Origin of the sequence: Rhizobium sp. Rhizsp82, from assembly GCF_047325115.1 — a bacterium.
Taxonomy (GTDB): domain Bacteria; phylum Pseudomonadota; class Alphaproteobacteria; order Rhizobiales; family Rhizobiaceae; genus Rhizobium.
Window position 1 is genome coordinate 272,181 of record NZ_CP168569.1, and the last position, 25,807, is coordinate 297,987.

Annotated in this window: 26 protein-coding genes and 2 pseudogenes; 20 read left to right on the plus strand and 8 right to left on the minus strand. The window is 57.4% G+C overall.

Annotated features, from left to right (window positions below):
• The first annotated feature begins 229 nt into the window (after positions 1-229).
• On the plus strand, positions 230-1,108 hold the full coding sequence (locus ACEN84_RS01300) for a hypothetical protein (RefSeq protein ID WP_413708924.1): 879 nt from the start codon (positions 230-232) through the stop codon (positions 1,106-1,108).
• Positions 1,105-3,858 carry an EAL domain-containing protein gene (locus ACEN84_RS01305; protein WP_413708925.1) on the plus strand — a complete coding sequence of 918 codons (2,754 nt, stop codon included), beginning with the start codon at positions 1,105-1,107 and terminating at the stop codon, positions 3,856-3,858. Before ACEN84_RS01300 ends, ACEN84_RS01305 begins: the two co-directional genes overlap by 4 nt.
• Before the next feature lie 30 nt (positions 3,859-3,888).
• On the opposite strand, the gene ACEN84_RS01310 is transcribed toward ACEN84_RS01305, so the two are convergent.
• Positions 3,889-5,013 carry a helix-turn-helix domain-containing protein gene (locus ACEN84_RS01310; RefSeq protein ID WP_413708926.1) on the minus strand — a complete coding sequence of 375 codons (1,125 nt, stop codon included), beginning with the start codon at positions 5,011-5,013 and terminating at the stop codon, positions 3,889-3,891.
• Positions 5,014-5,222: 209 nt separating this feature from the next.
• Between ACEN84_RS01310 and ACEN84_RS01315 the strand changes: the two genes are divergently transcribed.
• From ACEN84_RS01315 to ACEN84_RS01345, 7 genes are all read left to right on the plus strand, one after another.
• Positions 5,223-5,525 carry a hypothetical protein gene (locus ACEN84_RS01315; RefSeq protein WP_203431573.1) on the plus strand — a complete coding sequence of 101 codons (303 nt, stop codon included), beginning with the start codon at positions 5,223-5,225 and terminating at the stop codon, positions 5,523-5,525.
• Positions 5,526-5,697: 172 nt separating this feature from the next.
• Positions 5,698-5,901: a CsbD family protein gene (locus ACEN84_RS01320; protein WP_112716043.1), complete on the plus strand. Its 204-nt coding sequence runs from the start codon at positions 5,698-5,700 to the stop codon at positions 5,899-5,901.
• Positions 5,902-6,635: 734 nt separating this feature from the next.
• On the plus strand, positions 6,636-7,058 hold the full coding sequence (locus tag ACEN84_RS01325; protein WP_413708927.1) for a hypothetical protein: 423 nt from the start codon (positions 6,636-6,638) through the stop codon (positions 7,056-7,058).
• Positions 7,059-7,579: 521 nt separating this feature from the next.
• Positions 7,580-8,104: a DUF992 domain-containing protein gene (locus ACEN84_RS01330; protein WP_112716047.1), complete on the plus strand. Its 525-nt coding sequence runs from the start codon at positions 7,580-7,582 to the stop codon at positions 8,102-8,104.
• 242 nt (positions 8,105-8,346) lie between these two features.
• Positions 8,347-9,426, plus strand: coding sequence for a DNA topoisomerase IB (locus ACEN84_RS01335; RefSeq protein ID WP_413708928.1), 1,080 nt, complete (start codon positions 8,347-8,349; stop codon positions 9,424-9,426).
• Between the two features lie 341 nt (positions 9,427-9,767).
• Positions 9,768-10,673 carry a DnaJ C-terminal domain-containing protein gene (locus ACEN84_RS01340; protein WP_413708929.1) on the plus strand — a complete coding sequence of 302 codons (906 nt, stop codon included), beginning with the start codon at positions 9,768-9,770 and terminating at the stop codon, positions 10,671-10,673.
• A gap of 9 nt (positions 10,674-10,682) precedes the next feature.
• Positions 10,683-11,000, plus strand: a complete 318-nt coding sequence (locus ACEN84_RS01345; protein ID WP_112716053.1) for a chaperone modulator CbpM — start codon at positions 10,683-10,685, stop codon at positions 10,998-11,000.
• A 299-nt stretch (positions 11,001-11,299) separates the two neighbouring features.
• Here the strand turns inward: ACEN84_RS01345 and nadE are convergent, their stop codons facing one another.
• Positions 11,300-12,157 carry an ammonia-dependent NAD(+) synthetase gene (gene nadE / locus ACEN84_RS01350; RefSeq protein ID WP_112716179.1) on the minus strand — a complete coding sequence of 286 codons (858 nt, stop codon included), beginning with the start codon at positions 12,155-12,157 and terminating at the stop codon, positions 11,300-11,302.
• Between the two features lie 256 nt (positions 12,158-12,413).
• Between nadE and ACEN84_RS01355 the strand changes: the two genes are divergently transcribed.
• The 6 genes and pseudogenes from ACEN84_RS01355 to ACEN84_RS01380 all read left to right on the plus strand — a co-directional run bounded on the left by ACEN84_RS01355 (position 12,414) and on the right by ACEN84_RS01380 (position 16,484).
• Complete coding sequence (locus ACEN84_RS01355; protein WP_112716057.1) at positions 12,414-12,959, plus strand: cysteine hydrolase family protein; 546 nt, start codon at positions 12,414-12,416, stop codon at positions 12,957-12,959.
• A gap of 180 nt (positions 12,960-13,139) precedes the next feature.
• On the plus strand, positions 13,140-13,415 hold the full coding sequence (locus ACEN84_RS01360) for a DUF982 domain-containing protein (RefSeq protein WP_413708930.1): 276 nt from the start codon (positions 13,140-13,142) through the stop codon (positions 13,413-13,415).
• Between the two features lie 328 nt (positions 13,416-13,743).
• Positions 13,744-13,809 (plus strand): annotated as a pseudogene (locus ACEN84_RS01365) (hypothetical protein); the annotation flags it as partial.
• 200 nt (positions 13,810-14,009) lie between these two features.
• A pseudogene (locus ACEN84_RS01370) lies at positions 14,010-14,106 on the plus strand (ATP-dependent DNA ligase); the annotation flags it as partial.
• 217 nt (positions 14,107-14,323) lie between these two features.
• Entirely contained in the window at positions 14,324-15,106 is a 783-nt protein-coding gene (locus ACEN84_RS01375) for a Crp/Fnr family transcriptional regulator (protein ID WP_112716061.1), read from the plus strand.
• Positions 15,107-15,518: 412 nt separating this feature from the next.
• The gene (locus ACEN84_RS01380; RefSeq protein WP_413708931.1) at positions 15,519-16,484 is read left to right on the plus strand and encodes a 3'-5' exonuclease; all 966 of its coding nucleotides are present in this window, start codon (positions 15,519-15,521) and stop codon (positions 16,482-16,484) included.
• A gap of 215 nt (positions 16,485-16,699) precedes the next feature.
• Here the strand turns inward: ACEN84_RS01380 and ACEN84_RS01385 are convergent, their stop codons facing one another.
• Positions 16,700-16,921: a hypothetical protein gene (locus tag ACEN84_RS01385; protein WP_112716065.1), complete on the minus strand. Its 222-nt coding sequence runs from the start codon at positions 16,919-16,921 to the stop codon at positions 16,700-16,702.
• A gap of 1,176 nt (positions 16,922-18,097) precedes the next feature.
• Here ACEN84_RS01385 and ACEN84_RS01390 point away from each other — a divergent pair.
• The 4 genes from ACEN84_RS01390 to ACEN84_RS01405 all read left to right on the plus strand — a co-directional run bounded on the left by ACEN84_RS01390 (position 18,098) and on the right by ACEN84_RS01405 (position 20,110).
• Positions 18,098-18,649 (plus strand): hypothetical protein, encoded by a 552-nt coding sequence (locus ACEN84_RS01390; protein ID WP_112716067.1) that lies wholly within the window; start codon positions 18,098-18,100, stop codon positions 18,647-18,649.
• Between the two features lie 52 nt (positions 18,650-18,701).
• Positions 18,702-19,043 (plus strand): hypothetical protein, encoded by a 342-nt coding sequence (locus ACEN84_RS01395; RefSeq protein WP_112716069.1) that lies wholly within the window; start codon positions 18,702-18,704, stop codon positions 19,041-19,043.
• A 9-nt stretch (positions 19,044-19,052) separates the two neighbouring features.
• Positions 19,053-19,499, plus strand: a complete 447-nt coding sequence (locus ACEN84_RS01400) for a hypothetical protein (protein WP_413709013.1) — start codon at positions 19,053-19,055, stop codon at positions 19,497-19,499.
• Positions 19,500-19,741: 242 nt separating this feature from the next.
• On the plus strand, positions 19,742-20,110 hold the full coding sequence (locus tag ACEN84_RS01405; protein ID WP_112716073.1) for a response regulator: 369 nt from the start codon (positions 19,742-19,744) through the stop codon (positions 20,108-20,110).
• A 265-nt stretch (positions 20,111-20,375) separates the two neighbouring features.
• Here the strand turns inward: ACEN84_RS01405 and ACEN84_RS01410 are convergent, their stop codons facing one another.
• The 3 genes from ACEN84_RS01410 to ACEN84_RS01420 form a co-directional block, all read right to left on the minus strand.
• On the minus strand, positions 20,376-20,672 hold the full coding sequence (locus ACEN84_RS01410) for a hypothetical protein (protein ID WP_130279517.1): 297 nt from the start codon (positions 20,670-20,672) through the stop codon (positions 20,376-20,378).
• Between the two features lie 92 nt (positions 20,673-20,764).
• Complete coding sequence (catE, locus tag ACEN84_RS01415; RefSeq protein WP_112716077.1) at positions 20,765-22,906, minus strand: catalase C; 2,142 nt, start codon at positions 22,904-22,906, stop codon at positions 20,765-20,767.
• 63 nt (positions 22,907-22,969) lie between these two features.
• Positions 22,970-23,479 (minus strand): ferritin-like domain-containing protein, encoded by a 510-nt coding sequence (locus tag ACEN84_RS01420; RefSeq protein ID WP_112716079.1) that lies wholly within the window; start codon positions 23,477-23,479, stop codon positions 22,970-22,972.
• A gap of 497 nt (positions 23,480-23,976) precedes the next feature.
• Between ACEN84_RS01420 and ACEN84_RS01425 the strand changes: the two genes are divergently transcribed.
• Positions 23,977-24,384 (plus strand): hypothetical protein, encoded by a 408-nt coding sequence (locus ACEN84_RS01425; RefSeq protein WP_112716081.1) that lies wholly within the window; start codon positions 23,977-23,979, stop codon positions 24,382-24,384.
• 60 nt (positions 24,385-24,444) lie between these two features.
• Here the strand turns inward: ACEN84_RS01425 and ACEN84_RS01430 are convergent, their stop codons facing one another.
• The gene (locus ACEN84_RS01430) at positions 24,445-25,098 is read right to left on the minus strand and encodes a hypothetical protein (RefSeq protein ID WP_413708932.1); all 654 of its coding nucleotides are present in this window, start codon (positions 25,096-25,098) and stop codon (positions 24,445-24,447) included.
• A 295-nt stretch (positions 25,099-25,393) separates the two neighbouring features.
• Positions 25,394-25,771, minus strand: coding sequence for a DUF983 domain-containing protein (locus ACEN84_RS01435; protein WP_112716085.1), 378 nt, complete (start codon positions 25,769-25,771; stop codon positions 25,394-25,396).
• Between the last annotated feature and the right edge of the window lie 36 nt (positions 25,772-25,807).

Consider the following 25,807-nt stretch of genomic DNA (forward strand, 5'->3'; position numbering starts at 1 on the left):
AGGATTTCGTCTAGCGCGTTGGCTAACGGGCAGCGTGACGGATGCATGGATCGGCGCACGAAGGTCAGGTGTACAGGCAGTCGGTCGATCGCTCTCGAGCACGATCACGAATCTTTGAGGGCTCCGTACGATACCGTACATACTGCGTGTTTGCGGTCAGCTTCGGCGCGAACTTAAAACGATTCTTAAAGATGCCATGCCTAAATGCTCCGATAACACGGGGGTGGAAATGCGCGTTGTTCTTCGTTTTGTCGTCCTGCTTTTCCTCTTGCCGGTCTCGGCGATCGCTGGCAGCGATGACTGGAAAGTCGACAAGGCAACGAGCCAGGTACGCTATACGACGGATCAAATGTCGTGGAAGGACTTAAAGTCGGGCGACATTCTTCCCAATCACACCTGGATCTCGACGGGGCCTCGCGGAAAGGCGCGACTGGTAAGGGGCGTGGAAAGCATCGCCTTTCAGCCTAACACGATGGCCGCAATCACCACCAAGCCAGCCGGCTTTTTTGCACCGCGCAACACGGAAATCGTTCAGCAGGTGGGCGCGCTTGATCTGGAGATCGAAAGGCGAAGCCTGCCCCATACGACGGCGCAGACGCCCTATCTAGCGGCTGTTGTAAAAAGCACAATCTTCCATGTGAGCGTTGGAAGGTCCAAAGCGTCTGTGTCCGTTGATCGAGGCCTCGTGCAGGTGACCGCCTTCGCGAGCGGCCAGCAAGCCAATGTCGGGCCGCGCCAGAGCGCCGTTGTCGACCGAAAGACGGGGATGAAAGTCGATGGTGCTGCCTCGCGCCCATCGATAATAGCCGTTACACCGTCCGTCGCGGTCGTGCCTGCGGTGGGAACGACCACCTTCGCCGGCCAGACCGAAGGTTCAGCAGAAGACAAAGAGAAATCGGGCAAGGGATCGCAGGATACGAGCAAGAACACTGCCAACGACAGCGGGGGCAAGTCCGGCAAGGGAAACAATGCCTCGACCAATAGCGGAGGCGGTAAAGACAGCAGCTCTGGCCATGAAAGCAACGGTAATGGTGGAGGCAATGGCAAAAGCAGCGGCAAGGGCAATAACGGAAACGGCAGCAATAGCGGCAAAGGCAACAACAAGTGAAAAGCTACGGCGCGACGCTTAGGCGGATCTATGACGCAGTCACTGGCCCGATCGCGCTTCGCGCCGCGCTTATCACCGTCATGCTTGCACTTCCGGTCGTCGCCCCCAGCCTGACCGCGCTAACGGCGCTCAACCAAAGGCTGATCGACAAGCGGTTTCAATGGGCGCCAAGGGAAGCCTCCGGCAAGATTGTATTCATTGCCATCGACAAGCGAACGCTTGACGAGGTCGGCGTCTGGCCTTGGCCTCGCAGCATCTATGCCACGCTTCTGGACAAGTTGATCGCTGCAAATGCAGCAGACATCTTCCTCGATATCGATTTCTCCACCCCCTCCGATGCCGATGACGATAACGCGATCGCATTGGCACTGGAGCGCGCCGGTGGAGGCGTTCTTCTACCGATCTTCCGCCAGCAGATCGCCGCGGCCTCAGGAGAGACGGTGGTCACCAGGCCCATCCCCCGGCTCCTGTCCAACGCCTGGCCGGTATTTGCGAACGTCTCCACAGACGCCGACGGCGCGGTGCGCAATTTCGATTTAGGCAGCGCCTTCGAGGGCATTTCAACGCCATCTGCAGCTTCGGCTCTCGGCGCAAGCCCGGAGACCTCAGGGCATCGGCTGATCGACTTTTCGATTGAGCCCGGCAGCGTGCCCACTTACTCACTGGCGGATGTTCTTACCGGCAAGGTAGCAGCCGGTCAGCTTGCTGGACGTTCCATTGTCGTCGGCGCCTCTGCGACCGAACTGAAGGATATCTTTCCGGTCCCGGTGCATGGAGTATTGCCGGGACCTCTTATTCATGTTCTCGCAGCCGAGACGCTGATCCAGGCCCGCCTCCTGACCGAAGTCGATCAAGGGCCATTGGAGCTTCTCCTCGCTGCCGCGCTGATCGTTGCCGTTCTGTCGTCGCGTTCCGTTGGATTGGCCAAGCTTTCGGCGCTCGCCTTGATATTAGGCGCCGTCTGCGAATTGACGGCCTACGCTCTCCAGAAAGATTATGCCATCGTGACAGGGACGACTGTCTCCTGGCTTCTGCTCGCGCTCGCAAGCGGTCTCGCGTTGAACGAACGGGTAGATCTCGGTCAGATGATGGCGACGCTTGCAAACATCGACGCCCGCAACGCCCGCCGCCTCATGCGGCGTATCATTGCCGACAGCTCCGATGGAATTGTTGCCTTCGCTGGCGACATGAAAATCGCAGAAATCAGTGAATCTGCCAAATCGATCCTGAGAGTCGGGGCCGGCGCAAACCTGCTGAGCAGCGCAGAGCAGTCGGTGACGGCGGCGATCCGTGATCTTGCTGTTTTATACGAGGCCGATCCCGGCAGGGTCCAAAGCACGATCGTAGAGTTTGTCAGACGCAGGGGTGAAAGCGAAACAAACTATGAAGCGGCGATCACCCTTTCTCCGGTCGAGGAGAAGGGATTTCGAGCGGCACCCTCGTTCGGCGGGTGCGTCATTATCCGCGATGTCACCGCCCGCAAGGCATACGAGGCGAAGCTCAAGTCGATGGCCGAGAAGGACGAGCTAACCGGGCTTTTGAATCGCCGCGAGTTCCTCGCACGCCTTGAAGGACGCGGCGGCGTAGTGGCGGTTCTCGATATCGAACGCTTCTCGGACGTGTGCGCGACTTTGGGCCGCGATGTCGGTGACAAGCTCTTGAAGGCCGTAGCTTCCCGGCTCGCCGCCAGCTTCCCAGGCGATCTGCTGGCGCGAATCGATGGCGACCTGTTCGCGATCCTGAGAGCCGGGGATGATGCCGACCCGGCGTCTCAAGCCGATCTTTTGCTGGCTCTTTTCGAGGAGCCTGTCGTCTTCGACGAGATGTCCGCCACCGTTGTCGTCCGGCTCGGCGTAGCACGCACCGAGCGTGTCGATTCGGCGAGTTCTCTGCGCGCAGCCGAATCCGCGCTTGACATCGCTAAGGAAACGTCAGGGCGCTGGTCGATCTATGATCCGGCCGTCGCGCTCCAACAAGCCCGCTCCAGACGTCTCGAAGCCGACATGAGGGGTGCGCTGCGCGAAGGGCAGTTCTTTCTGCTCTACCAGCCTCAGGTGGACCTGGCGATGGGACATTTCGTCGGCGCGGAAGCACTTTTGCGCTGGCGCCACCCCGAACTCGGCATCGTCCCACCGACGGAGTTCATCCCAATTGCAGAGTCTTCCGGGATAATTTGCGATATCGGCCGCTGGGTGCTGATGCAGGCCTGTGCGGACGCCATGCATTGGCCAACGGGTGCTGTATCGGTCAACATCTCGCCAATTCAGTTCGAACGCGCCGATGTGGATGGGGAAATTTGCCTTGCTTTGTCCAGGAGTGGGTTGCCGGCGTCACGACTCTGTGTCGAGCTGACCGAATCTGCGTTCCTCGACAATGGCGGCCGATCGCAGGCAAAAATGGCTGCGGTTCGCGCGATCGGTGTTTCCATTGCACTCGACGATTTTGGAACGGGTTATTCCTCTATGAGCTATCTCGCTGATTTGCCGCTCGACAAACTTAAGATCGATCAGTCATTTGTTCGCAGGATGACTGCGGACCACGGGGTCTTCGAGATCGTCAAGGCAATCGTCTCCCTTGCCCATGGGTTGGGGCTGGAGATCGTCGCTGAAGGCGTCGAGGGCACGGCTGAACAAGCGCTTCTTCGCGAGCTCCATTGCGCAACCGGTCAAGGCTATCTCTTTGGCAGGCCCCAGCCACCTGATGAGATGCTCGCAGCTTTTGGCTTCGGGCCTGAGCGCAGATCAGCTTAACCTTGGATAGTCATCATCGAACGAGGTTCGTCAACCGACAGCTGCGAGTCGGGCCAGCGGTTTTGCGACGATCGGCAATGACATGAGGCGGCGATACTCCGCTTCCGGAGTGCCATAGGACTCGCCTGCGAACTGAAGCAATTTTGGTCGATCGCGGATTTCGAGGTGACTTCGAGTGGATCGTATGAGCCTTTCTCCTTCTAATACGTGAATTGCTTCCGTCACTGATGGCCTTCTGGCGCCAAGCATGATGGAGAGATATTCGTGAGTGAGGTCAAAGCCGCTCTTGGACGTACGGTCGTCCACCATCAGCAGCCATCGGGCAAGCCGCGTGCGGATGTCGAACCTGCCGTTGGCGAGAGCGGTATGGCTCACTTGTATGCCAAGGCATCGTGCAAACCGACCTGCAAGAAGATCGAGTTCGGGAGCGTCCTTCAGCACGAGCTTGAAATCGTCGGCGGCTATGGCGAGAGCAAAGCCTTCAATCTGATTGACAAGTTCGTGCGGCGTGCGCTCATCGCCGAGCGCGATCCCGAAGCCTGTCATCCCCTCCCTGCCGATGAGCCCTGTTTCAATCCTGGCGCCACCGCTCCCGACGGCGATGAGTGAACCGACACAATCGAGCGGGAAGTAGACCCGGCTGATCGTCTGATGGGCAACCTCAAGAACAGCCCCCCTTGGCACGTTCATCCTGCTCAGAAGCGGCAAAAGTTCCTTCAGAGTGCGTGCTGGAAGAAGGGCGAGAAGATCGTTTTGTAGTGCCTCCTCGATCGAGACGGTTCTTGGACGCGCAACGTCCGACAAGACAAGCGCCAAACTCTCGACCTCGACGGGTTTGCGCAACACAATTTTGTCAGCGTGGCGGTCGGGTAAGACATCTGGGTCGTAGCCGGTGGCGAAAATGAACGGGATGCCGAGCCGCTCCAGCCTGTCTGCTACGGGGAAGACCATCTCGCCCGACAGATTGATGTCCAATATAGCGGCATCGAGGTCAGTTGCCGCCGCGATCGCCCCCAGAGCCTCTGCAACACCTGGGCATTTCGCAGCGACGATGACATCCATCGCAGCGAGACGCTGCGCCAGCTCGCTCACCATGTAATAATCGTCTTCAACCAGGAGAATACGCTTCCCGGTCAGCGCTTCGCGCGTAATCATGACCCGGCTCCTACTGTTCGAGACTCCTAGATGGGGCAGGAATCATGGCAGGCAAGGATGGTCTAGACATATCTTCGGTTGTGGGGCTCTCCAAGCGGCGTTGCGTGTTGGCAGCCCTGCCAGTTCTGCAGCCCTGAGGTGGTGCATCTTTTTCAAGCAATCAGCGTTTAACCCTGCAAACCCTCAAACCTTGCGACAGGAAAACGATCATGACCGACATTAGAGCCAAGGGGTTCTCGTCTCGCGCGGAACTGGAACAATATCTCGAGGAACTGGAGGATGATGGTGGCCCGAGCGTCTTGGAGGACGACGACGACGAGGTTTTTCGCGCCGCCCGTAAAGAGCTCGCATGGCTTCGTAAGGAAGTCGCAGATCTCCGCGAGCAACTATCCTTTGGGCATCTGCGAAGAAATGCGGTGGACGAACGGGAAAATGGCCGTTCCCTGGCGTGGGTTGCAGCGAGCGTTATCATAACCGCCATGCTGGCCAGGCTTGTGAGCCGCAGGGGCTAGAAGATTGTGGGGACCGGCTGAGCCATGGTCGAGGGGCCCATGGGCATGCAACCGGAAGTTTGGCCGTTCCCGACACTGCCAGTGCCATGGTCAATTTCGAAAATCAACATCAGCGGCTGGAACGAGCGCGCGTCCATCGCGTTTCGTCCTAACATAGAAGGAGAAAACACCGATGGATTGGAACCGCGTCGAAGGCAATTGGAAGCAGATGAAGGGCAAGGTCAAGGAACAGTGGGGAAAACTTACTGACGATGATCTTGACGTAATCGATGGAAAGCGCGACCAGCTCGAAGGTAAGATCCAGGAACGCTATGGTTACGAGAAGGATCGTGCCAACAAGGACGTTGACGCCTGGTATGGCCGTCAGACCTGGTAAAAGCTCCAGGACTTTCTAGTCGCCGGCCCTTGTGCCGGCGACTTTTGTTTAGACGATTGGAGCCAGCTGTATCGATAATCATGCTCGTTGCCAGCTGATGTTGCTGCTTTTCCTGCTTCGACGTGTGCAAGTGATCATTTAACTTCGTCGTCAACGCCGTCGACCGCCGTGGCTTTAGCCGTCACAGCCGAACCGTTCGCTGCGATGACGAATTCGATTAGCGCCCTTGACACATTCGTCGATCGCGTCCGTGGAACGAGTTTGTTGCTACACCGTTTCGTGATCAATTCGGTTGAAACGCACGGAGTTTGATGATGGCACGCGAGAATTTAACTTGCGGGGACGCCGGTTCGACCAGCGCGAGCAAGCCGAAACGCCAATATACCGAGGGCGGCGATCCGAAACATGCGCAAATGCTAACCCGGCCAGACGCGCATGAGACCTCCCACATGGATGAGTACACACTAATGATGAAGCAGGCGATGCAGGGTCGCGCCTAGCAGCCCGTGGCGCACGACGAGCGTCAGCTTCTTTGTCCCAATCTCCTGCTACTTAAACGGCGGGAATGCCAGCGAGACGATCGAAGCGAAGTCCGAAATCAATTTTGGGTGGCTCCGCTAAACACGTCGTTCTCGGACAAGTTTCCCGAACTACACTTCCGAGCGTCCTGGTAGTCCTGTCGACCGTTGCCATTGGACATCCTACAACAAATTCGCCCTGAAACGGAGAAACCCATGGCTAACGATACAAATCCAGCCCCAGCTTCAGACCCGGCCACTGCCGAAGTCGTAACAACTCCCCAAAAAAAGAAACGCACGCCTCGCAAGCCGGCGGTGGTTTCAACGTCCTCACCAGCTGAGAAGACCAGCAGTGCCGCGACCAGCCGCGGCAAAAAGAGATCAGCCGCCAAAGCTGCAGAGGGTAATCCTTTAGCTTTGGCAGCGCCGGCCGGCCGTAAGGGTAAGCCCAAGTCTGAAGCGACCCAGATTGGTGGACGAAAGCGCACGATCTCTGCGACCGCCCGCCCTGTCGCCTCTGCGGATGAGATGGCCGATTTGCTCAAACTCGAAGAAGAGAACCAGGTGCTGCGCAAGCAACTTGGCGACAAGCTCCGGGCTGAAAATGTAGACCTGCGTAAGAAGCTCGGCGTGAAGTAATCTTCATCTGCGCTTGTTCTGGCGCAGCGTCTCACTTAGCAGCCCGGCCGCACCACGGTCCAGGCTGCTTTTCGTTGGAAGAGCGATAAGACCAGTCGTCCAGCCCTCCTTACTCGCGATAGCCGGGCTTAGACGGGTCCATGATCCGGCCAGATGGCAGAGCGGCGTCTGTCTACAGCCAATCACGTAATCCCTGACCCAAGCGAGACATGGAGATCGGCACGCTTTTATTCGATCCTGCCGTTGTCGCCATCCATTGCCGCGGCAGTTCCTGTGCTCGCATAGCCGTCGCGCCCGTGAAGGGTGGCACGCCGATCCGTTCATGCGCGCATGATGATGCGCAACCTCGTGCGATTGAGCGCAAATCAATCGCGCACCGCCGCACGCGGCCACATCGGCAAACGAACCGCTGCAGGTTCCGGTTCAGGCCATCACCGTTGAACCCTCTCCACATCCAACCGGCTGAACCAAAACCAAAGTCGCGCGTTAGGCGGCTGGACTATTTCTAAAAGGAGATGACAATGAAATCTGCTCTATTCGCTTCCGCAGTGGTCGCTATGGCTTTTTCAGGCTCGGCCGATGCTGCCACAATGCGGCAACACCACGGCTCAAAGCATGTCAAACAGGTCGTCGCTGATCAGCCGAAGGAACGCCTCGGCACGCTCCAGTGTGAGGTGGCTGGAGGCATAGGCATGGTCATCGGCTCGAACCGTAAACTGCAGTGCTCCTTCAAACAGCGATCCGGCAAGATTGAACGGTATGTCGGGACGATTGGAAGGCTGGGTGTCGACGTGGGCGTGACCGGCAAGCGTTATTTGAGCTGGCTGGTCGTCAACACCGTGCCCACGCGTGTCGGCGACGGGGCGCTTGCCGGCAGGTATGTCGGAGCATCAGCCGGAGCGTCGGTCGGACTCGGTCTCGGCGCTAACGCCCTGGTCGGTGGCAGCTCAAAGAACTTCGCTTTGCAGCCAATCAGTGCCGAGGGCGGCGTCGGCCTCAATATCGCGGCTGGGATCGCTCAACTCAAGCTTCAAAAAGCTGGCTGAAGCCCCTGAGAAAGAAGTACTGCGCGCGGCCGCCTGCGCGCAGTTTACCTTTCAATTCTATGCTGCCTTAAATCCAAGACGCTGGAACGCGCTCGGGTCAGCACCGGGTTACCGAGACCTTGCTGCGCCATTTGTTTGAGATATCGGATTTGCAACAACTGTCAGCGTGACTTTTCCTTTAACAGAGCCGTCGATCTGTCCCGCCAGCTGGAACCGGAGACTTCAATTCGAGTTAGAGCGAAATGAACGAGATGTTTGCGAAGATCGATGCGATGGATGCGGAGGCGAAACTAGCTTCCGGACTTGTCTACATTCCAGGGCTGGAGAGCGGTATCACGCGAAAGCCTGGGGCCAGCGGATTTCTGTATTACCGACCCGACGGGCGTCGGATAACGGAACCTTCCGAAATAGAGCGCCTAAACGCGTTGGCCATCCCTCCCGCTTATACCAACGTCATCATCTCTACCAACCCGCTCTCCCACCTGCAGGCGATCGGAACAGATGCGCGAGGCCGACGGCAGTATCGGTACCATACCGAGTGGCATGCTGAACGTGGGAAAGCAAAATTCGAGCGGCTCGGCGCGTTCGCCGGCCGCCTTCCCGATCTTCGCGAGAGGGTTGATTTCGATCTTCGATCGCGCGGCCTAAACATGGACAAAGCGCTTGCAACCGTTGTGTGGATGCTCGACAATCTGTACATCCGCATCGGAAATACCGCCTATGCGCAGATGAATAACTCCTTTGGGCTCACTACGCTACGAAGCCGTCATGTGAAGGTCGAGGGCGGAAGCGTGAAGTTTCGTTTTAAGGGAAAATCCGGCAAGGAATGGAACCTTGCCCATAGTGATCGCCGGATCGCAAATGTCGTCAGAAAGCTGCAAGAGCTTCCAGGGCAACACCTGTTCCAGTATGTATGTGATCAAGGCGGATGCCGCCAAATCTCCTCACACGACGTCAACGCATACATCAAGGATATCACCGGCGACGACTTTAGCTCCCGTCAGTTTCGAACATGGGGTGCAACCTGTATGGCGGTGGAGGTTCTGGCATCGCTGGAAGCTGCGACAACGAAGCGGGCGCTCGCACGACAACTCAACGATGCCGTTGATCAGGTTGCTGCCAAACTTGTGAACACCCGTTCGGTCTGCCGCTCGTCCTATATTCACCCGGCGGTGTTCGAAGACTTTCAAGCTGGTACGCTTGGAGACGTCCTAAAACTGACGACTAGAAGCGCGCGGCTGCTGCAGTGGATGGATGAGGAAGAAATCAGGGTGGTGAGATGGCTAAAGAGCAGGGAGGGTGGCACGAGGACCAGCGCCTAAGCTGCGATCCACGGCTGGCGACTTTCCCGGCATTGGCGTCCTCTTTGGCTCTACGACACTGTCAACGACCAAGAGTGGTCCCCGACCATTGTCGGCGCCGTGCCATGCTCTGGCAATTTCGTCCGTGCAGATCACGACCTGAAGGCCAGGCAGGACTTCCTGCCTGACGCCGATGCGCCGTTGCGAGGATCGCGCAGATTCCAGGCCGTTCGGCCCAAGGCCTCCGCAGCCCACGCGCCTGAGGACACTTCCATTTTGCCATCCGGGATGACGTCCCCGAAGGCCTTGCAGGTAAAAGTCACCGGCACTATTTCTTAGGCGATGACGATGCAGGGTAAAGATTGATGGCAAATCCTTATGAAACGCTCGGCGTCTCACAAGACGCGACGCAGAAGGAAATACAGTCCGCATACCGCAAGCTCGCCAAAAAACTGCATCCCGACCTCAATCCGGGTGACGCGTCAGCCGAAGAAAAGTTCAAGGCAGCCTCCGCCGCCTACGCGATCTTAGGGGATGAGGATAAGCGTGCGAGGTTCGATAGGCATGAAATCGACGAGACCGGTGGCGAGCAGGGAAAACGTAGCTACTATCGCGACTATGCATCAGGGGAGCATAGCCGCTCTCGATACCATAATCCCGGTGGGTTTGCCGATTTTGGTGATCGGGACGATATTTTCTCAAGCTTCTTTTCGGGGGCAGGGGGCAGGGGCACCGCACCGTACCCTGGAGACAATACGCACTACCGGCTGGAACTCGAGCTTCGCGAGGCTGCCAATGGCGCAAAGCGCACCGTTTCCCTGCCTGAAGGCGGCACCCTTGAGCTAAAAATCCCGGCAGGGGCTCGCGACGGACAGATCTTGCGCTTGCGGGGAAAGGGCGCCCCTGGGTACAATAACGGACCCGCGGGCGACGCCCTCGTCGAGATCCACGTTCTTCCTGACCGCCAGTTCTCTCTTGAGGGAGATGATGTCAGGATTGAGCTGCCGATTTCACTTCGGGAGGCCGTTCTGGGTGGAAAGGTCGAAGTCGCCACCTTGTCGGGGACGGTGTCCGTGACGGTTCCGCCATATTCCAGTACAGACAGAAGGCTTCGTCTCAAGGGCAAGGGGTTTCCCAACAAGCACGGTGGCCATGGTGACCAATATGTCGTCCTGAAAATCGCTCTGCCGGCGACACCGGACGCAGAGTTGACGGACTTCATGACCCGGTGGGAAGCTGGTAAATCCCATAACCCGAGGGGCTTATAGGAGGAGGCGATGAACGATCTTGAGTACTGTCGTATCCTGCAAATCGAAAGTTCAACTCTTCAGATGTGGGTGGAGGAGCGATGGATTATCCCCGGCAGTTCTTCGCAAGCCCGTTCCTATGAGGACGTTGACCTTGCGAGAGGGCGTCTGATCCTCGATCTCATCGAAAGCATGGGCGTCAATCACGCCGGCGTTGATGTGGTCATCGAGCTCGTCGACCAGGTGCACAGCCTGCGTGAGCGGATGCGCTTGCTGATGGAAGCGATCGGCAAACAGGATCCTGCGGTCCAAAACGCCCTATGGCAGGCGCTGACCCCAATCCGTTGAGTTGGCGCGGCAATTGCTCAGTCACTCTTGCTCCTGTCGCTCTTATATTCAAACTCCGCACTGGCTGGTCGATCCATGTATCTATGCTTGAAAGCCTCTGCCTTTTCCAAGCGATCGAAGCCAACCGCAACCCAGCGAGATGCAATCATGCTGAAGTTTGCACCGATGACAAAGACATCGGTTTGCGGGAATTCGGCTCCCACATGTCAGCCTGATCAGCGAGCGGCTCGTTGCTGCTCAAGATAAAGGTGAATAGCGCCCGCGCGGCGCTACCAGAGCGGAAAGAGGCTGACGAAAAATCAGATCGGAGTGGCTGGCAGCGTCCGCTTGTGTCCCGAAGCATAATACATTGCCAGGATGCGATCCCTAGAGGTGACGCTGATCTCTCGCCCTTCCAAAAAATCATCGATCTCGTCGTATGTCACCCCGTAGGCATCTTCGTCAGGCTTAAGCGGCGCGTCCGATTCCAGATCGGCCGTTGGTACTTTCAGGACAAGGCTTTCCGGTGCGCCCAAAAACTTGGCGAGTGCCCGAACGCGACGCTTGTTAAGACCAGCCAAGGGGAGCACGTCCGCGGCCCCATCGCCGAACTTTGTATAGAACCCCATCAAAGCTTCTGCAGCATGATCGGTGCCGATAACGAGCCCGCGAGTGGCGCCCGCCAACGCATATTGTGCGATCATACGCTGACGGGCTTTGATGTTCCCCAGGTGGAACTGGTAACGATCGCCATCGACGATCCCCGGAGCGTTGCGACTGATCTCACTCATGATAGCGTCTGACGCCGGCTTGACATCGATTGTAATGACGCGATCGGGTTGAATAGTCGAGAGACAAGCCTGCGCGTCGGACTCATCGGCCTGATCGCCGTACGGGAGCCGAACCGCGATAAACTCCGCCTGATGTCCGCCGCTCCTGAGCCTGGCGACAGATTTTTGCGCCAGAAGACCTGCCGTCAGTGAGTCGACGCCGCCGCTGATCCCAAGCACGAATGACCGACCCGACGCTGCTATGCAGTAGTCTTCCAGAAATGAACATCTCCGTATTACCTCGTGTTCCGCATCGAAATGTTCATGCACACCAAGGGCTTCGATGATGGATTTCTGTTCAGGCGACACTAAGCACCTCCGGGCCGAGAAACGACGGGACTTACACATCTTGAGGAGGCAAGCGAACGCTAGTAGCCTGTGCCCGCCGAGTGGGATTGACCAATAACTGCAGGTCGAAACCCTTGAACAATCAGGTGAGCTGATAGTTCCGATTTCATCGTCTTCAAAAAGCCCTCTGTCCAAAATCGCACGAAAAAAGGCGCGACGGAACTTCCTCAAAGGATCATGGTTCGTCCTTTCCTGGCCACTCGGCACTGTTGGAAACCGGAGGACGCTTGTGACTTGGGTCCATTTGTGCATCGACATGCAGCGAATGTTCGCGGAACCGACGCCATGGCAGGTTCCTTGGATGGCAAAGATTTCTGGCCAAGTTGTCGAGCTGGCCGGACGGTTTGCTGAACGAACCGTCTTCACCCGCTTCTTAACACCGCAACACGGTTCGCAGATGCCCGGAAGGTGGCATGAGTACTATGCCAAATGGGAGTGCATGACACGTGAAAATCTTCCCGACGAACTGCTGAATCTCGTGCCTGAACTGGGATGCTTCGTGCCGCCGGCAAGAGTTTTCACCAAGACCACATATTCGCCATGGGTGAGCGGTCATCTTCACCAAATTCTGACCCACGAACATGTCGACACTGTTGTCATCACCGGCGGTGAAACCGACGTCTGTGTTCTGGCAGCTGTGCTTGGCGCTGTGGACCTTGGATACCATGTAATCATACCGGCTGACGCGGTTTGCAGCGGAGCCGACAACACTCACGATTCAACCCTCGATTTGCTCGGCTCAAGATTCAGTGTTCAAGTCGAGGTGTCCTCGACCGAGCAAATCCTATCCTCAATGCGTTGATGCGAGGTACGGTCGAGAGCTGTGTTGCCGCACGGTCGCGTGAAAGTCCACACGTTGACGAAAGGATCTGTCCTATCGTCGCCGAGCTGGAGCGGACGCCGCTGAGGGTGGGTTCCCATTGACGCGGTGGAACCATCTCCTTCTGAGTCGGCTAGGCCTTACGACAAAGGAAAGTTCAAAATGTTTGTTTCCGCGCCGGTCAAGATCAGAAGCATTGCGATCAGGTTTGACGGGTCGGATCGCTGGCACAAAGCGGTCTCCGTCACAGATCTTGCGGAGCTCCTATTGTCGAGAAGGTGGCCGAGATCATCAGACGACGCGATGTGGCGCACAGCACTCGTCGCCTGCCTCGCTTCCCAACGGAGCGAGGCGAAGGCCGGCAAGGCTCGCAAGGCGTTCATCAAAGCTGCGCTGCGTGCTGCGCTTATCGTCAAGGCCGACACCCGGGTCCATTGATCCTCGCGGCCTTGCGGTACGGCACGTGCGTAGAGACAAGCCGCGCTGATAGCCAGATGCTTGCCGCCACGAACGTGCTCGTTAACCGTGGTCTTGACTTGGACGATCGCATCGCCTTGAGACAGGATGCCCAATGAGGGGTCCGGCACGGAACATCCTGCTCCCTTGTTCATTTCAGAAGCGCTGCAAGCAGTATGGAGGATCAGATGGCTGACGATAGCGTGACAACATATGTCGACCGCCTCTTGCGCGAAGGGTTTGCCGTGGACGTCACGGAAAATAACGTGATCCTCATTCTAGATCCTGCCGACGCTTCAGGCTTGCTGGATGCGCGCGACCCGGCACGCGGAATCGATTTGACGATGCACAAGGATGCCGTCATTGCCTATCTTAGGCAAATTGGTCGGTCGGTGTAGTCGAAGAGTTGCCGACCGTCGCCGGACAAGCTACCAGTTCTCGTTGTGGGGACCTTGACGGTATCTGGGGCATTTTGAACCTCCACCGCGATAGGAATAGCCATGCTGGACAACCTATTTGATACCAATCGAAACGCGGCTTTAAGAAGACCGACGAACCGGCTGGCGAAACCACCGCGCACGCGAAATTCGCTATCGGCTTGACGAGCTCGGCCTGATAAGCTTTTGCAAGACGACCGGGGAAGGGACGCCACGTGGTGACGCCCCGCTGCGTAATTTTGTTGTCACAACGCTTGGCAATAAGACCTTCTAGTAGCGAGGCACGGAGACGTATCAAGGCGGTGCTTACCGCCACCACTGAACGCCCCGATGGCGTAGATCGGCCAGTTTGTTCCGAAGAAACCGTCAGCAGGTATCGCCGAACCATGAGCCGGCCCACCGTCATGGAGACGGCTGTGAAAATAGAGGGGATCGAAGGGCTTCTCCGGGCTGATGTACAAAAACGTACAATGGGTGGCGGCGACTCAAACGCAGTTTCATATTCTATCGATGCTTTCGATTTTTCAAAACAAGCTACTGGCGCTCTTGCCAGCGGAGGATAGGCTAGCGCTCGCTCCTCTTCTAAAGCGCAGGAAGCTTGCCCGCCACGACCTTCTGTTGAGGGCGCAAGATCATGTGGACAACGTCATCTTCATCGAAGACGGCGTCGTGTCGATTCTCGCCCAGGATCGTCCCGGACTGGACGTTGAAGTTGCAATGATCGGACGGGAGGGCATGATCGGCGCCCAATTGCTCCACGGTGTCTTTACCACTTACATGCCGGTCAAAGTTCGCATTGAAGGATCGGGATACGAGATCGCTGCTCCTGACTTCATCGCATTTTCACGCAAGAGCGCACGGTTTCGAGACCGCATTTGCCGTTATCTTGAATGGCGCCACGTGCAGATGGGAATGATTGCGATGAGCGGGCGCCAAGGTGACATCCCACAAAATATTGCCCGTGTGCTGCTTATGCTACATGATCGCTTGGATGGCGACAGCATCCCCATAACCCATGAAGAGCTTGCGCGCCAAGTTGCCGCTCACCGTCCAGGCGTCACGATAGCCCTGCATCTCCTGGAGGGAGAAAGATTGGTCCGAGCCAATCGTGGCAATATTTTTATCAACGACCGACCGGGCCTGGAAACGCTGGCCGGCGACTTCTACGGCATGCCCGAAAACGCCTGGTTTGAAATATTGTGTGGTCCTTCACCTGGTCCGGTGCTCGCTGACTAAGTCAAGCTGCAATTGCGGCCATTCCCGAGGATGCCCAAGCCGGTCGCTAGCCTCGTTCAAAGGCGTCGCATGGCAGGGAGCTGACAGAAATGACTACCCTATCGTCTTCCTTTCCATCCACGCCATACTAAACGTTATTTCGCCCTAGGAAAAAGGACAGCGCCCCTGGCCCTCACTGCGTCTTGGTTGATCTCCATCTGGCTCAGTCGATCCGTGTCGACAAAATCTTCGCTCTTGCCGCTGATGTCGAACGGGCGGCAGCTCGCGCGCGCTTGTCTCGCTCCCTGCCACTGTGGCCATGCCTGAGCGTCTCTGCCGTCCGGTCTATCTGCTAACCCGTCAGCTATTTCCCCTGAACTGAGCCACGGAATCGATTATAGCTCGTTCTCGGCAATGGATCCAAGACAGACGAGTGATGCAGCAGTTCGATTTTTTTCCAGATGAAAGCGAGGCTTCCGCGCTTGGCCCGCGGCGGCGGCGGGCAGTGAATCGGGCCCCCGCTACTAGCCATGACGAACTGGTTCGCCAACTGGAGGCGACTGGTCGCTATCGCGTCCTCAGCAAGCTAGAGCCGAGACCGATAGCGCCGGATCCACGAGCGGGCTTTCCTATGAGGGGCGTCATCGTTGATGCCGAGACGACTGGGCTTAACCATCGCGAAGACGAAGTGATAGAAATTGGCATCGTCAGCTTTTCATTTGACGCGCTCGGAGCAATCGGCGACGTCACTGACGTCTACGGTGCATTGCACCAGCCGACGAAGCCGATCCCGAACGAAATCACCCGGCTCACCGGAATTACTAACGACATGGTGGCCGGCCACATTGTCGACCCCCATCGACTGCGATCGCTGATCGAGCCCGCGGATCTAATCATTGCGCACTTTGCGGCGTTCGACAGGCCATTTCTGGAAGCTTTTTCGCCTGTATTCCACCGAAAGGCCTGGGCCTGTTCGGTGTCGGAGATTGATTGGGCTGCCCGCGGTTTCGATGGTACCAAGCTCGGATACCTGATCGGGCAGGCGGGCTACTTTCACGAGGCTCATCGAGCGGTCGACGACTGCTTCGCGCTGCTGGAGATCCTTGATCGTGGTCACGGTGAAAGCGACAGTTCGCCTTTTTCGGAACTTTACCGGTCGAGCCAGCGCCAGCGCGCGCGTATCATTGCTGAACACAGTCCGTTCGAGATGAAGGATCAATTGAAGAAGCGTGGCTACAAATGGTCTGACGGAAGTGATGGCGGGCCGAAGTCATGGTGGACCGAAGTCGACGAACAGGCTGTGCAAGAGGAGATCAATTATCTCCGCGCGGAGGTTTACGGGTGGGAAGACGCGGACCCGCTCGTGACATACACGACCGCTTTCGACCGTTATAAATAGAATCCGATATCGAGAGGGCCCACCTGACAGGCGTCAGGACATTGGCGGCGGCTATCCGGTCGCTCACAATCCAAAAAAATGCAACCGGATAGCCACCATCGGACGGATGGTGACTCGGATATTGATGATGGCTAATGCTGTCCGGCTGGAGCCGACAGGAGCACTCTAACGGCCCCAAAAAGTCCATTGCATGCGCGGGCGGTCCGAAACAAAAACTACTCAGCAGCTTGCCGAAGAGAATGTCCTTCAAGTGGCTCGACAAGCGCAATGATGTCGAAATCACTTGTCATGTAATGCTCTTCGGAACCGGGAATCGCTAGGGTCCAGAAATCCGGATCGTCGCCAAAAACCGTCGAGACTTGGACGATTGTTGTCTTCCCCCCGGTGTGCTCCTCGGAACGAGCCCAATAGAAAGCTTCAGGCACCAGACTCTTCATAACGCCTACTCCCCACAACAGCTTGGACTATATCAAAAATTACGAGAATGAATACCCCGACCTACGACAATCCCCAAGCACCCTCGGTTTCTCTCGACACCCAAGCGCTCCCAAGCAGGCCAGCTTCCTTGACACCGCATGGCAAGAGCATGGGGAACATGACTGACAGGAATTGGCAAATGGCGGCGCTGGTCCACATTGAAGACACGGCTTGGGAAGCCCGTTTCAGGTTGCGGCCTGAGGTTCCTCGTCGATGATCTTATCTAGGTGGTCTCATTCGGGTGGATTTCACGACCTGTGGCTCTGGCTCCAGGAGCGGCACTATGGCCCCAGGCCAGGAGATTGCTTACTAGCGGATCGTCAGTGTCGAAGACGAGGATGATCCTGCTATGGGAAAATCAATCGAGATTGGATGCGGATCGGCAAAGACTGTTTGAATAATTGAGCTTGCCCGCGCAAATGTCGGCGAGGGGGCGCGGTTCTGTTATCAGTAATTGCGTGATCGACCCGATGGAAGAGAAATTCCCCGACTACCCGGACGGGCGGAATGCTCAGTTCAGCGCAAACATCGGTCATTGGCTGCGGACCCCTTGGAAATGGATTGCTAGCGCCTTTTTTACGTTCGATACTGCGCCTGCATAGTGAACTCTTTGCTAGCTTTTTCAAAGGGTAAACCGAGCGGACCGCCATTGAGAGCCGTGCGCAAGGGCTTATCGCGCTATAAATCCCCGACCGGGCCTTCCCGATCTCGTCAATTCCTGTCTTCAAGGAACGCGTGTCGGCGCCGTTGGTAGCACTCGGCTCGACGTCTCCTGCACTGGAACCCGCGACTGATGGAAACCGTGAGCAGCGTGGTCGTTACCCGGATCACTTCCATCAAAGAGAGAAAGTTGGCTATGCCTCCCAAGGGCGAAAGTTTCCGATTACGATACAATCCATCCTTGCTGGCCAGCGGCATCATTGACCAGCGTTGAAGCTCAAGCTCCGTCACGTAGCAGAGACCAGCCGTCAGAGCCGCGGTTGAAACAACGCAAATCGCGATGTCAGACTAAGGTCCGGATCGGCATTAGACTGAGGTCCGTGGTCAGGAACAGCCTGCATTGATGGTGGTTTGTCTGGCAGCCTCAAGTCTCATCGACAAGGCTTTCGCTTCGACATTCAATGGAGGAAACCTACATGTTCAAGACAACCAGCATCGCCTTCGCGGCAGCCCTGCTTGCAAGCACCGCTTTTGCCCAATCGTCCAGTACCGTCGGTACGGGCGGCTCATCGGCTGGCGGAGGAACTTCGAGCAGCACGGTTGGGACCGGCGGAAGTTCGACAGGCGGTGATTGTCCGGCGGGCTCGGCCAACTGCCCGTCTGGAAGCTCCTCGACAGTGGGAACCGGCGGTTCATCTGCCGGCGGCGGAACGTCAAGTAGCACCGTCGGTACGGGTGGCTCTTCGGCTGGATCTGGTTCCGGATCGTCGACGGTGGGCACCGGCGGTTCGTCTGCTGGTGAGGGAGCGTCCAGTAGCTCGGTTGGAACCGGCGGGTCCGCTACGGGCACGGGCGATGCAGGTTCCGCTTCGTCCGTCGGCACAGGGAGCTCGTCGGCCGGCAACGGGGAGAGCGGAAGCTCCGTCGGCACCGGCTCGAGCCAAGCAGGCTCTTCCCATGACAACAACGGTAAGAAAGGCTGTGCGCCCGGTCAGATGAAGAAAAACGGTACCAGCCACTCCTGCTAACTGCAACGGCCGGCGCCTTTGGACGCCGGCCATCTCCGTTGGAGGCACCAAGATGACTTCTACATTCAGAACTCTTATCGCGACCGCGGCTATGGTCACCGCAAGCTGCGCTGCCGCCGAAGAAATCAAACTAGCCGACGGTACCAGCTGCACCTTGACTGAGGAACACTCTGGGTCGACCGGCATGTCAACCACAGTGACCGCCGGAAATGGCCAGGTAACGGCGTCAACGACAAGCCGGGGCGGTTCGACGAGTTCCTCTTCTGCGTCAACCTCCTCAGCCGGGTCCGGCAGCGTCAACAGTTACTCGAGCGCGAGCGTAACGCGACCAGACGGAACCGTCATCACAAAGCGCTCGGACGGTACCTGCTCCATCATAAAGCCCGGCAAATAGTAGGAGACGATTATGAAAAGGCCAGAATTATTCAGCGCGATCGCACTCTCATTCCTGTTGGCCACCGTGCATGCGACGGCACAGGACTGCAGCGCGGCAGGAACTGTTGCGACCGGTGGGAGCGCAAGCGCCGGTGGAACGTCGGCCAGTTCGCTTGGCACTGCTGGATCATGTCAGACGGACGGCGGCACAAGCTCATCTGTCGGTTCTGGGGGCAGCGCTACGGCAGACGGCGGAAGGGCGATGAGCAAGACCCACGTGAATGACAATGCAGATCGGCTCAAGGCGCAGACGAAATCCCAAGCTGTCGACAAGGGCAGCTTTAGCAAGTCAAGAACCCAAACCACAACGAATGGCGACACGCTTCAGAGCACGACGCGCACCATGTCGCATGAACCGGGACAGAAGCCCGTCAAGAACACAACGCAGCAGAAGATAGTTCTGCCTGAGCAATAAGCCTAGAAAGGATGATCGAATGAACAACTTGATCTGGCTTGTCGGTGCAGTCGTCATTATCCTGGCCATACTGAGCTTTTTGGGACTGCGGTAACACCGCACGCTGAACCTCGGGGCGGCCTTACTTCGGGCGCCCCTCGCCTATTGTGCGAAATCGTACGAAAGCAGAAAGGTGCTGACACCCCGCCCGTCGGCAGATAGGGTACGGCGATAGCTTATCTGCCCATACGGAAGCTGCCCACGTGGAATTTCATACTGTTCTCATTTTGGAGAACGAAGCGTTCATCGCGATGGACATCGAAGAGATCGCCTCATCGCTTGGAGCGAAATCCGTCACAACCTTGGACAACAGAGCTGCGGCGATCACATGGCTCGTGGCGCACAGTCCAGATATTGCAATTGTAGACCCTCTGTTGAACGATGGCGTCTGCAGCGATGTGGCGGCTTTACTATCGGCGAGGGGAGTTCCCTTTGTCGTTTACGCGGGAGCCGAAGTTGTCGGAAAAGGTTCTGAAGCCTTTGCAACGGCTCTGTGGGTTGGGAAACCGGCAACGCCTGAAGCCTTAAGGCAAGCAATGCTCGAGGCAGGCGGCGGACAATCGCTCCGCTGAGGATTCGCGCGGGTTCCCTATATCTCGGTCCACCCCTTAAGGGCTACTCGGATGACCCTGAAGTCGCCGTCGTCAGCACCAGGTGTCGGTAGCACGCAATGGTCCACTCGAGACGCTGGAGTGCTCCCAACGGGAGCCCGGCAATGCTGCCACAGGAGGTGTTGCCCGAACCGTGAAGAGCTCGTGAGGCCGTGCCCCGGCACTGCCGATAAGCCCCGCCGCCGGGCTCCAGCACAAGCACGCTCGGCCGGAGCCTCTCCATGTCTCAGGCAACTGAGTTGGGAGATGCGAAATTCCCCGACGCAGGCGCGGTCTCTTCGAGACCCTCGGTCTGGATGTCTGACGTATCGGCCGACGCGGATGCGTCGGCCGATTCTCCGACAGCAACCCCGAACGTCGCCACCTGCACCATCAACTCCTTGGCCTTCTGTAGCGCGGTCTCATCGTCGAGCTGGCCTGCAGCGACCATCTGTACGACGATGGATTCACCGCCTTCTCCGTTGAACGCCACTCTGAATTTGCCGTCGCTCTGCTCTGAGATGTTCGTACTTGTCACTTCCATATTGTCCTCCTGTTTTTTTGCAATAGTGCAAGATGCTGCCCGATAAAGTGCGATCGCGCCTTTGCAGACGGCTCCGCCCTGTCGGGCGGAGATCACTCAACAGGCGGCGAAGCTTTCCCAAGCTTCAAAGACGGCTCGCGGCCCCACACCCGCAACTTTCCGAGTTCTGATAGAAACTCCGTCGCCGATTTAGGATCACTGAGCGCAATCGTACCCTCATCAAGGGACTGTGAGATACCTGCCTTGTCGAGGAGGGGGAGCGCAGATTGGTCGTAGCCGATATATTTGCAATGCTGGAAGGCGTCTGCAACAAAATCCCGTGCGGTCGCCTCCTTGACAAGGTCATCGATCGCCTGGTGTGAAGCGAGCACGGCGACAGCGTCGAAAAGCACCGAAGGACCGCCATCAATCATATGATGAGCCTTCAACCAGGATCCGTCCGATGCCTTCACCCCGCCGACTTTTGGCGCAATAAGTTCCACGATCGCCTTTTCCTTGCCAGCGGCCTTGATGATTGCCTGAAGCAGCTTCGCATCGGTGCCGTCAGTGACCAGGACTCCGAGCTTTCTACCCTCGAACCGTTTCGGGCCGCGCTTCACGATACTGAGTGCCGGCGAAGGATCGAGGTCCTGACGGGTGGGCAGCGCCGCTTCTGCTGGTTTTGGCATCGCCTGGAACCCCAGCTTTTCTGCCACCGTGGATGCGAGGGTTTCGTCGATGTTGAGTAGGTGAGAGACCATCCGCTCCCGGATCGCCAGCGTCTCGACCTTGCTCAGTTCGAACGTTAGCGCCATGGCGATGTGGCGCTGCTCAGCGCCGGTCTGGCTGACGTAGAACTGCCGCGCCTGACTGTAATGATCGGCAAAGCTTTCTGGACGCAGCCGGACCTTCTGTCCCTGCTCCTCCGCCGAAAAATGCCGATATCCGCGCGCCGGCGATTCCCTTGGCCCTTCGTCGAACGAATTCGGCTGATAGTTGGCGCGGCCGCTTGGATTTCGCATCGCCATATGCCCGTCCTGCTGAAAAGTGTGAAACGGGCACTTGGGCGCATTGATAGGCAGATGCGTGAAGTTCGGTCCGCCTAGCCGCTTAAGCTGGGTGTCGAGATATGAGAAGTTTCGACCCTGTAGGAGCGGGTCGTTGCTGAAGTCAATGCCTGGAGGGACGTTCTGCGTCATGAAGGCAACTTGCTCGGTCTCGGCGAAGAAGTTGTCGGGCATGCGGTCCAGTACCAGGCGGCCAATGGGGCGCACCGGAAGAACCTCCTCCGGAATTATCTTTGTCGGGTCGAGGACATCGAATTCGAAGCTGTCGGCAAAGTTCTGGTCGAAGAGCTGCACGGCAAGCTCCCATTCAGGGAAGTTACCTGACTGGATCGACTGCCACAGGTCGCGACGGTGGTAATCGGGGTCGGCGCCATTGATCTTGACCGCTTCGTTCCAAGCAACGGACTGCAGGCCGAGCTTCGGCTTCCAATGGAATTTGACGAAGGTGGACTGCCCGTCTGCATTGACGAAGCGGAATGTATGAACACCGAAACCTTCCATGAAGCGGAACGAGCGTGGGATGGTCCGGTCCGACATGATCCACATCACCATGTGCATGCTCTCGGGCGTCAGGCTGATAAAATCCCAGAAAGTGTCGTGAGCGGTCTGCGCCTGGGGAAAAGCACGATCCGGTTCCTGCTTTGCAGCATGAACCATATCGGGAAACTTAATTGCATCCTGGATGAAGAACACCGGAATATTGTTTCCGACCAGGTCCCAGTTGCCCTCTTTTGTGTACATCTTGACGGCGAAGCCACGTACATCGCGGGCAAGGTCCGCGGAACCCTTATTGCCGGCGACAGTCGAGAACCGGACAAAAACCGGAGTCTTTTCTCCAGCGCGCTGAAAGAGGTCGGCGCGCGTGATATCAGCGAGCGACTCATAAGTTTCGAAAAAGCCGTGGGCACCATAACCACGTGCGTGGACGACACGTTCGGGAATCCTCTCATGGTCGAAATGGAAGATTTTTTCCCGGAAATGGAAATCGTCGACTAAAAGCGGCCCCCGCGCTCCGACCCGCAGGGAATTCTGATCATCGGCGACGGGAGCGCCCTGCGAGGTCGTCAGCACATCATGACCGTCCTCAGCGAACTGGTGAAGCTCGCCACCGGCTCCGCGATGAAGCTGTTGGTCATGAATGGTCACGGTTGATCCTGAACGGTCGGTTTTCGTGGCGCGCTTGGCCATAGGGTGGTCCTTCGAAAGATGAGCAAATTGGTGGGCCATCTTGAAAGACGGCCCTCGAGGCAATCACTTGGCCGAGGCTGTGCCCATAGCCTTGACATTCGCCTGCGACCCGGCGAGCGCGGTCAGCTTTTCGTCGGTGGCCACTTCCTCCGCGAGGTTTGCTTCAAGGAGCGCAACGGCGTCCTTCAAGCCGAGCTGATTGGCCCATGCAATCAGGGTGCCGTAGCGGGCGATTTCGTAGTGCTCGACTGCCTGGGCCGATGAAATGAGCCCGGCATCGAGGGCGTCAGAACCGTTGTATTCCTCGATAATCTCTTCACCTTCGGCAATAATTCCTTGGATCGCTTCGCAGGTCTTGCCGCGGGCGGGCTTGCCGAGAAATTCGAACACCTGTTCAAGCCGCTCGATTTGGCCTTGAGTTTCATCGCGATGGTGCAGAAATCCGGACTTTCCTTCTTCCGACTGAGCGGCCCGCGCCATTTTCGGCAATGCTTTCAGAATCTGCTTTTCGGCGAAATAAATATCCTTCAACGTGTCGAGAAAAAGGTCGTCGAGGGTCTTTGTCTTTGCCATTGTTAGTCCTCCAGAACTGGCTTCCGCGGCCGCAATCGCCCCGGCCTGAGATTTCGCAGCACCAAACGGCACAGCGCTTCCACAATGTTTGCTCGCTGACGTTGTTCCGGTACTGAAGCGTACAAAGGAATGGAAAGGTGCAGCCAAATACACATGATCTGAGCGCGACAGCGCCACCTCACGTGGCAAACACGCCAATTATTGGTGACGCGCTGCTGCACGAAGACAAACAATGGCGCACGCGAGGCACGCCGGGGGGGGCCTTGGCATCAAAAGCTAGTTGGCGGCCGGTGCGGCGCTGGATGGGGACTGGTACCGGTCGCCCGGGCGACAGAAACAGCGGCGGCTCTCCGCTGAATTGTCGCTGGGCTCGCAGACACCGCTTTGCTCTTCGTCTTTTTCCTGATGCTTTCGGCGCCGTGCGGAACTATCTGCCTCCGGCAGCGTAGATGTACGAACATCGGCATTGGCAGTGGAACGGCAGACGGAGACATGAAATGACAGACAGCAAAGTCCGACCAACTCTTATAGCTGAAGGCGCCCGCCTGGGAGAAACCGTGCCGCGGGCGGTGATCGATAGAGCGACCGCCTCAGTCGGAATACCGCCCGAGCCGGGCTTTAACGCGGGGGAGGAAATTGACATCATTCGAAAGCGGCTGGAAGACCTGCGTCAGCAGCTTAACGCCGCTTCTGATATGGTAAGAGATGGCGCTCGTCAGGGAGCGCGGCAAGCGGAAGCGGGGGTAAAGCTTTACCCGATGTCTAGCCTTTTGGCCGCAGCCGCAGCAACGGCAGCATTGACGCTCGCAATCGTCGGCCTATCCCCTAGATCGCGCCGCTCGCGTTACGAGAGAGTCTTTGACGATTTACGCGGCCTTTATGACAGCGCTTTTGAACGTCTGTAGCCGAAGTATATTCGGACAGGCGAGACTGCCTGTGTCAAGCAGGGTCGCACCTCCTCAGCATCATCTTTCGGGCTTCTTGGCGTTTCTTGCTGTGAAGATCGATGTGACGTTCGAACCGAAAACCGCGCGAGCGATGGAAGCGTCCTCTAAATCGGACGTTCGGCGTCTCTGTCGCTCCCGAAGGAGCTCCTGGCGCGGCTGGAAGAATGCCGGCCTGTCAAGCGGTGACAGCCCGAATTCTCGTTCGATACGATCAGCCAATTCGAATGCCGCAAGCCCGAGTCGGACGTACTCGCTATTCCGCTTTTCGAAATATTTCTCGTCTGACGTCTGCGTTTGGAGATGATCCAGTGCGTGACTGACGTTTCGCGTTGAATTGGGCATTCTGATGAGAGCTTCTTCCAAATCCGTCCCGAGGATAGACCAATCTATATCCGCGGGAAGTGCGAAAATCGGTTCGTCACTATGCATGAAGTAGTGCTCCGGATCGTCCTCATCGAACTCCGGCTTGTCGAAGGCAGCCGCGTGGCACGCGATTGCAAAATCATCCAAGAGAAGCAGAGCGCGCAATGCTGTACGCGCCGCAGCAATGGGTGGGCGACCCCAGTTCCAGCCCCCTAGCGCCACTAGCCCGACAGCTATAACCGCAACCAGCGAAGCTCCCGTCAGGAAACCGACAATCAGACCCGAGATTGGAGACGCGAGACTTTCCAAAGAATCCTACCCTATTTTTCCTCAACGATGCATCTGCCCTCTTATCACGAGAGTAGCATGAGTCGGCGAGATGGTCAGTTTGCAACTCAGACATCTGGACAGCAAGGCGGTAGAGCCCCGGGTACGTGATCGCACCAAGCTGGGGCGACGAGGCAAAGGGATGTCATCCCGGACAATCTCTGCCGGCAGAGGCCGGCCCAAGCCTTGTCGCGTTGTCCTCGCCAGGCTGCAAAATTTCCGTCTGCATCACCAAGCAGTCAACGCCGCTTCAGTAAACGCCCCAGAACGAAAGGCCTCAATCTCGATCGAGATGTCCTTCCGCCGCCTTGTGAAGATATTGGGCGCAGATCAGCCATCCCTTGAGTGGTCGCAAAAGCGACATGCATGCCGCAACGGTCAGCGGCAACGTTGACAGCAAGTGCACCCAAATTGGCGGGTTAAAGCTAAACTGAAGCCAAAGCGCAAAACCGAGCGCGGGAACTGCAACAACGCTCATGGCAAAGAACGCGGGGCCGTCGGCGGGGTCTGCGAAATCGTAATCGAGCCCGCAGATTTCGCATGACGGTGCAAGCGACAGGTAACCGCGAAAAAGGTGGCCGCGTTGGCAGCGTGGGCATAACCCCCTCAAGCCCGCATAGATCGATATGGTTGCTATGTCACGATCTGGTTCCATGACCTTCGCCTTTGCTAACGCAAACGAACCGCAGTT